Annotated in this window: 6 protein-coding genes and 1 pseudogene; 4 read left to right on the top strand and 3 right to left on the bottom strand. The window is 49.8% G+C overall.

The window, feature by feature from the left end; translation table 11 throughout:
• Nucleotides 1–259 precede the first annotated feature (259 nt).
• From cmr1 to POG22_RS15805, 3 genes and pseudogenes are all read right to left on the bottom strand, one after another.
• A complete protein-coding gene (cmr1, locus tag POG22_RS15815; RefSeq protein WP_498906321.1) occupies nt 260–1,327 on the bottom strand; it encodes a type III-B CRISPR module RAMP protein Cmr1 in 1,068 nt (355 codons plus the stop codon).
• 210 nt (nt 1,328–1,537) lie between these two features.
• Nucleotides 1,538–1,675, bottom strand: a pseudogene (locus tag POG22_RS15810) (Holliday junction branch migration DNA helicase RuvB); the annotation flags it as partial.
• Between the two features lie 170 nt (nt 1,676–1,845).
• On the bottom strand, nt 1,846–2,883 hold the full coding sequence (locus POG22_RS15805) for a class I SAM-dependent methyltransferase (RefSeq protein ID WP_498906319.1): 1,038 nt from the start codon (nt 2,881–2,883) through the stop codon (nt 1,846–1,848).
• A 284-nt stretch (nt 2,884–3,167) separates the two neighbouring features.
• On the opposite strand from POG22_RS15805, the gene POG22_RS15800 reads away from it, so the two are divergent.
• The 4 genes from POG22_RS15800 to POG22_RS15785 all read left to right on the top strand — a co-directional run bounded on the left by POG22_RS15800 (nt 3,168) and on the right by POG22_RS15785 (nt 7,770).
• Nucleotides 3,168–4,370, top strand: coding sequence for an RNA-guided endonuclease InsQ/TnpB family protein (locus tag POG22_RS15800; protein WP_063716264.1), 1,203 nt, complete (start codon nt 3,168–3,170; stop codon nt 4,368–4,370).
• A 79-nt stretch (nt 4,371–4,449) separates the two neighbouring features.
• Nucleotides 4,450–5,298: an ABC transporter permease gene (locus POG22_RS15795; RefSeq protein ID WP_017660374.1), complete on the top strand. Its 849-nt coding sequence runs from the start codon at nt 4,450–4,452 to the stop codon at nt 5,296–5,298.
• Between the two features lie 93 nt (nt 5,299–5,391).
• Nucleotides 5,392–6,798 carry an ABC transporter ATP-binding protein gene (locus tag POG22_RS15790; protein WP_498906317.1) on the top strand — a complete coding sequence of 469 codons (1,407 nt, stop codon included), beginning with the start codon at nt 5,392–5,394 and terminating at the stop codon, nt 6,796–6,798.
• Nucleotides 6,799–6,972: 174 nt separating this feature from the next.
• Nucleotides 6,973–7,770 (top strand): class I SAM-dependent methyltransferase, encoded by a 798-nt coding sequence (locus POG22_RS15785; RefSeq protein ID WP_498906315.1) that lies wholly within the window; start codon nt 6,973–6,975, stop codon nt 7,768–7,770.
• The last annotated feature ends 8 nt before the right edge of the window (nt 7,771–7,778 follow it).

Here is a 7,778-nt window from a genome sequence, read left to right as displayed (position 1 = left end):
GCGTGAGCTTGAATTTGGCGACGTTTTTCAGCATCCATGAGCTAGACTTGATTCCGACTTGGGCAACTCCTTTTAGCTTAACTCCTTTCTCTCGAACGGCTCTAAGTATTCTTACTCATTGCATAATTGGGATGCACCCCCTGTCACTGGAATAATGTCTCCATGCTGATACTCATGTTTGTCTTCTGCAAGTGTTTCTAACTCCAGGTATTCTTCTGGTGTGTACTGTTTTGTTTGGATTTCAAAAACCATTTATTTTTTACCTTCCATTTCCTATGTTGAATAAATTTTGTAGAAATGACTGAGAATTACCTTCATTCGGTGTTTTAGTATCTCTACTGGACTTGAACTCACGCCAATCTTGTATTTCGTATTTGTTTTTTAAATGATTGTAAATTTCGTTGATAACTTTTTCTCTATCCCAATTATCGCTATAAACACTGGCTGTTTCAGGAATCCAACCCCACACCCGCATTACTCGATCGCCATTTTTATCTTCATAAGGTCGAGACATTTTTATTTTTGCAGCCATGCGATCGCCTTTAACAGTTCCCATAATAAAGTGGCGTAAATTTTCATCCGATCTTAAAAGTTGTCGTAGATCGTATTTTAAATTAAATGTATGTTTTTCATATTCTTCACTAAAACTTGAGTTTTTAAATTTTAGTGTTGTCATAAAAATATTCCTTAATGAAGGAAGTTGTTGATAGGTGCGATCGCCAGTTATAGAAATGAGCCAGTCATAGAGATGTTGCGTATTGATACGATTTCCCTCTATTTGAATTACGCCAAACCCCATCTGAGGACGCGCTCCTAACGCTGACCGATCGGCTATAAATTGAAGCAAGTCAGCAATGATTTCCGGCTTGAACTTTGGATCTAAAGATTGTATTTTAATGATAAATTTTCCCGATCTGGGTTTGTCTTTTTGATTGTCTGGAAACCACCACCGGGGTGTTCCATTTTGTGTTTGCGTCTTTCCTTCTTTATCTTTGTACTGGTATTGATAAGATGCAAGCTCAATTTTGGAAGAAACCCCTGGATCGGGCTGCGTGTTATCTTCAACAACTTCGAGACGAAATCGTCTTTTCCAACCTGTCGCCCCGAAAATTTGACAGACATCACAAAGTCCATTATTTGGCTTTTTCGGATCGTGTAAGCATTTCTGCTTTGTCGGATCGCATACATGGCCGCCGACACCGCGCACTAGCACTTCCATCCACCAGCGCAGACTGCCGAGCAAACCGGTTTCGTGGATACGATCGCACTTTCCCGTTTCTACACCACCTGTCCAAAGTGGCGTTAAGATTTTAATTTTAACTTCCATTTTTCTTTGTCAATTCTTTTTTGTAAATATCTGCAATGGTGAGATTGTTTTGTTTGAAATAATATTAATATTCGCTGATTTGACAAACGATCGCTCTTTAATTGAGTTCGATCGACTGACTTAAATTCAATATGCAGTAAGTTGGCTGCTATTGGAGTAAAATTTAATATAAATTCAACAATCTAACCTTTAAATACTTATCTGGGGTTGCCCGAAGCGATCGCGCAACGGCGAAGTCAACGCCCCCACTCGCGTCGTCGCCCCCACTAAGGTAAACGGCTGTAACTCCAAACTGCGAGTTCGGGCAGATTTCCCTTTTCCGATGGTAATTTGGACGGCGGCCTGTTCCTCTGGGGTTTCCTCCGGGGACAGCAGGTCGTTTCCTTGGGGTTCCGGTTTGGGAGAGGGTTGGTGAGAAGAGAGAATCGCCATAACTCGAAAATTGCGGCCAGTCGCATCGGGACTTCTTTTTACCTTAGCTCGAATCGCGATCGCCGCCGAACTCGAGAGATTCCGGTTTACTTGCGACAAATCGCCGCCAAACTTGTAAAAAATTGCGTTCCGTTAACGGTGACGGGGTGGATTTGTGCAAACTGAACTTCTGAAAAATAGCGTTCGAGCGTCTTTTGAAAACTGGCTTGATTGAAAAAGTTAAAATGCGTCGCTTCGAGAAGATGCCAGGGAACCACTTGATGGGGAAAACAAAGCGGAATCGCGTTAATATTGGGAACCGTAAACGCAGCACGATCGCGCGTAATGCGGGCCAGTTCCGCCAAGGCTTTCTCATAGTCGGGAATATGTTCGAGGACTTCGATACTCACGACGCTGGAAAAATGCTCGTCCTCGTAAGGTAGCGGAAAACTCCCGTCGTAGCAGGTGACGAACTCCGCCACTTCCGGCAAAATCCCGTTGGTAATGGCGGGGCGATCGATTTCCAAGCCGTAAGCCTCCACCTCGCACGATCGCAACTCCCGCACTAACGCCCCGATCCCGCAGCCGAAATCTAAAATTGGGGCGGGTAACGGTTGCGTCAGGGATAACACCACCTCCGACGTGACTGGCGAGGGCGTCCCCACTCCATAAATTTGCTCTCGGTGCCAAACGCGATCGCCGCTCAGTAACCTATCGTACGCCGGACGAGACACCACCAATTCCCCACGTTCGCACCAGATCCGCGTCCCGTTGCTGTCGATGGCGAGTTCCGCAATCGGTGTCTCGTAAGGAAGACCGTACTCGAACGCATTACCAGAAAATCCTGAATTTGTCAAGGGCAATAAATCCGGGCGGTAAGTTTGAAACCGACTCAACAGCGGCACGGGCGACCCGTTGACATAAACTCGTAAGGGATCGAAAGACTCCCAAGGCGATCGCGTCCATCCCACCACCCGCAGCACGCCGCAGGCTTCGATGTCAAAGGTTTCCCAAACCCCCGTTTCGTGAGGGCGATCGAGGCGATAAGACCCCACAGCTAGCGCAGCCAACGTCTGAGACTTTTGCAAGTGGGAAGGTTCGGACTGCCAGCGACGCAGAACTTGGAACAACTTAGAAAACTTCATAGATAGGGAAAAGAGGAGACAAGGCAGACAAGGGGGACGAGGAGAACCAGGCAGAAAGTTGGTTTCCTTATCATCTCATCATCCCCTCATCTCATCATCTGGCGCGATCGGGCTATGATGGTCGTGCCGAAACTAGAAAATCGGCCGAAAGTGCTTTAGCCTAAACTGCGAGAATCCTCGGCTTCAATCAAAGATTAGAAGCGGGTACGAACGCGGGGCGGCAAAGTAGCGGGTCAGCCGTTCGATCGGTTATACTCACTTTAACACGAAGCTCGTTTGTATTAATGAAAGTCGTCAAGCTGAGAATCTATCCCACGAAAGAGCAGGAAGTTGCCTTGGCCAAAGCCTTTGGCTGCTGCCGTTTCGTGTGGAATCGTTCTCTGCAACTGACGACTGAAGCCTACCGACAAACCGGAAAAGGGATCTCTGGGTTAACTCTCAAGAAAATGCTTCCGCAATGGAAGCGAGAACTCGAGTGGCTCTCAGAAACCTATTCTCAATGTTTGCAAAGTTCGGTACTCAACCTTTCAAGAGCGTTTGTCAACTTCTTTGAAGGACGCGCCCAATACCCACGCTTCAAAAGCAAACACAAACGGCAATCCCTTCAATACCCTCAAAACGTCAAGCTAAACAGAGACAAGTTGCATCTTCCCATGATTGGAGAGGTGTACTGTCGCGTTCATCGTTGGTTTGAGGGCAAGATCAAAACGGTAACGGTCAGTCGCCACACTGACGGTCGTTATCACGCTTCGATCCTTATCGATGACGGTTCTGAGAAACCCGAACCGAATGCGGAAGGTAAAGCCATCGGCATCGATCTGGGATTGAAGCATTTTGCGGTGACTTCTGACGGTGATAAATACAATAACCCTCGTCACCTCAAGCAACACGAGCGCAATCTCAAACGCAAACAGCGTAAACTTTCGAGGAAACAGAAAGGGTCGAATTCTCGTCGAAAAGCCAGACGCTTAGTGGCGAGAGTTCACAGCAAGATTGCCAACTCTCGAGCCGATTTTCTCCACAAACTATCCCGCAAGATAGTCAACGAAAACCAAGTGATTGTGGTAGAAAATCTAGCGGTGAAGAGCATGGTCAAAAATCACAGCCTCGCTAAAGCGATAAGCGACGTGAGCTGGGGAATGTTCTCGACGATGCTTAAATATAAGGCGAAGGCAGAAGGGAAGGTGTATCTGGAAGTGAATCGATTTTTTCCCAGCACTCACCTTTGCTCTGAAACCTTATTGCCGCTACCTAAGATGGGACTCGACGTGCGGTCGTTCAAATGCCCGCAATGCGGACAAACTCACGACCGAGATCTCAACGCGGCAATCAACCTTAAAAATGAAGGCTTGCGGATTTTGGCCTCGGGAACCGGGGCTTCTGCCAGTGGAGGGAATGTAAGACCAAAGGGAGGTCGGATTCGTTCGATGCTCCCCGAGGCAGTTCCTTTTGAAACTGGAAGCCACTCATCTATCGCGTCGCGATGATGAGTGGTAGTTCACCCTGTTTATCGAGCATATTGCTGCGAATTTTCGGTTGTGGGTGAGGACAAGACTGTTGCGTAGTATGTTAAAGGGATCGATCTCGAAAGCGGGATCGGGGAACCCAACAAAAGGATCTGACAATTCGCGATCGTTCAAACTCGAACTGCTGAAAACCCTCGTTCAGCGAGAATTAGAAGCGCGATATAAAGGGTCGGTCTTGGGCAATTTATGGCCGGTGTTGACGCAGTTGTCGCAACTGCTCATCTATACCTATGTTTTTTCGATCGTCCTGAAAGTCAAGCTCAACTTGGCAGGAGTTCCAGCCAACAACTTAACCTATGGTTTGTGGCTGTTTGCAGGGTTGTTGCCTTGGTTTGCCTTTACTAACGGATTTTCTCAAGCGGCGTCGTCGGTGGTCAACCAACCGAACCTCGTGAAAAAAGTGGTGTTTCCCCTGGGGTTGTTGCCACTGGTTCCCGTGTTGGCGGCGTTCGTCGAAAGTACCTTGGGGTTGATGGTCTTGGTGGCGTTCGTGGCGATCGCTACGCAAACCCTTCACGCGACCCTGTGGTTGATGCCCCTAATTTGGTTGCCACAACTACTGCTGACAGCGGGATTGGGATACTTCGCCGCCGGACTGACCGTGTTTTTGCGGGACATTCCCCAAACCATTACTGTCGTACTCAATCTGTGGTTTTACCTGACGCCGATCGTCTATCCGGCCGAAAGTGTTCCCGAATCGTTGCGAACGCTGGTATTCTGGCTCAATCCCCTCGCTGCCTTTGCCCAAGCCTATCGCGACGCGATTTTAGTCGGCAGCTTCCAGCACGGGGCAGAGTGGGCGATGGCGTCGATGGTGTCGGTGTCGGTATTTTTGGCTGGATTGTGGTCTTACCGAAAGCTCAAATCCGGCTTTGCTGACGTTCTGTAAGCTTCGCGTTTCATCCAGGTGTCGCGTCGGCGTTGTCTGCCGTTCTAGACCTCCGATTTTCCCGTTCTTCGATCGCTCTCAAACCACAGTTCAATGGACGATTTCGCAATTTCCGTTCGCAACGTTTCCAAGAGTTTTCGGCGATACCGACATCCCACCGATCGCCTGAAGGAACTCCTGTTTCCCGGCCATCAGAAGTATCAAGAATTCTGGGCGTTGCGAAACGTCAGTTTGGAAATTCCAAAAGGCCAAACGTTAGGCATTGTCGGACGCAACGGGTCGGGGAAAAGTACCTTACTTCAAATTATCGTTGGGACGCTGATGCCCACCGACGGCGATGTCAACGTCAACGGACGGATTTCAGCGTTACTCGAACTCGGAAGCGGCTTCAATCCCGAGTTTACAGGACGCCAAAACGTATTTTTCAACGGTCAACTGCTGGGACTGACCAAACAGCAAATCGAAGAACGGTTCGAGGATATCGTGGCCTTTGCCGATATCGGCGATTTTATCGACCAACCCGCAAAAACCTATTCCAGCGGGATGTTCGTGCGTTTGGCCTTTGCAGTAGCCACCAGTGTCGATCCCGATATCTTAGTCGTAGACGAAGCCCTAGCCGTCGGTGACGAAGCGTTTCAACGCAAGTGTTTTTCCCGCATCGAAGCCTTACAATCTCGCGGCGGAACCACGTTGTTTGTCTCTCACGCCGCCTCGAAAGTCGTGGAACTGTGCGATCGCGCCGTATTACTCGATCGCGGCGAAATGCTCCTGTTTCACGAACCGAAATTCACCATCGATCGCTATCACAAACTCATTTACGCCCCCGCCGACCTCTGCGAGAGTTTTCGCGAAGAGATTCGCAACACCCCCAACCTCGACCCCCACGCCGAACTCGAGAGCGATTCCCACAACCCGCCGACTCCCCAAACGCCGGAAGAGTCCCCCACCGACGGCGACTTCTTCGACCCCCACCTCGTCCCCAAAAACACCATTTCCTACATTCCTCGGGGGGCGAAAATTGCCAACCCTCACATCGTTGCCCCCGACGGACGCACCGTCAACCACCTCACCGGACGCCAGGAGTACGTTTACACGTATAAGGTGACGTTTTACAAAACCGCGTCGAAAGTCCGGTTTGGAATGCTGGTGAAAACCGTCAGCGGCTTGGAACTGGGGGGAGCGTCGTTTACCACCTCCAGTCAGTCGATCGATCGCGTCGAAGCCAACACCACCGTCACCGTCCGCTTCCGCTTTCAATGTTTGCTCAATCCGGGGGCGTATTTCCTCAACGCGGGCGTGTCTGGCGTCGTAGACGGTCAGTTTACCTACCTCGCCCGAGGAATCGATATCGCCATGTTCCGCGTGCGTCCAGATAACGATTCTTTCGCCAGCGGAATCGTGGATTTACTCATCGACCCCCACGTGAGTCTCGACTCTGAAGTAGAGACAGTGGAGGTGCGATCGAACCCCGCCCGCGAACCGAAAGTTGAATCGCTGTAATGCTTAAATACCATAAGTCGTAGGGGGCGTGTTTATCAGTGTAGAGTGCAGAGGGAAGAGTGTAGAGTGGGAATTCCTCTTTAACTGTTCACTCTAGACTCTTAACTCTTCCCTGAAAGAGGCGCACCGCCAAGGTACACCGACACCAACAGAACAGGTCGAAAATAATACAAAATGGATATTCAAGCCACCGAAGAACGCCTCAAGGCCATTGTCGAAGAGTTCGGCCCCTGGACGAATCATAACGTCCGCCTCGCCCCCAACCTTTACACGATGGGGGCGTCGCCGTCCGGGGCGGAAGTGAAGTTAAAGCGGTTTTTGCAAATCGTCTCGGATTTTTGCGGAGACGACTTCTCAAACCTGCGAGTCTTGGATTTAGCTTGTTTAGAAGGGCTTTACGGCTTGGAACTGGCGATGCAGGGGGCGAACGTGGTGGGAATCGAGGGACGAGAGAGCAACCTCGCCAAAGCCCGATTCGTCCGAGAGACGTTGGGACTCGAGAACATCAAGTTTCACTGCGACGACGTGCGGAACCTGTCGCGGGAGAAATACGGTAGCTTCGATATAGTCCTCTGTATCGGGATTTTCTATCACCTCGACGCCCCGGACGTGTTTCGCTTTGCAGAGAACATCGCCGAGGTGTGTTCCAGGCTGGCAATTTTCGACACCCACGTCAGCCAAACCGCCGATCGAACCTACGAATACCAAGGGCGAACCTACCAAGGGCGATCGTACACCGAAGACCATACCGCTTGGGGATCGATCGGCAACGAAGAGAGTACCTGGTTGACGCGCCCGTCACTGTACGGTTTATTGAATGACGTGGGGTTTGCCTCAGTCTACGAGTGTCACCTGCCCGTCGTACCGAAGTACGTCGAACTGCGATCGCGCAAACAAGCCGATCGCTCCACCTTTATCGCCGTCAAAAATCGATCGATTTCTCTAAAAACGACCGATTTGGCTGACGTTTAATCCCTTAC

It is taken from the genome of Geitlerinema sp. CS-897, from assembly GCF_028368005.1.
Classification (GTDB): Bacteria; Cyanobacteriota; Cyanobacteriia; order Cyanobacteriales; family Geitlerinemataceae; genus Baaleninema; species Baaleninema simplex.
Note: the sequence above shows the minus strand (reverse complement) of the source record. Positions and strands in the feature narration are given on the sequence as shown.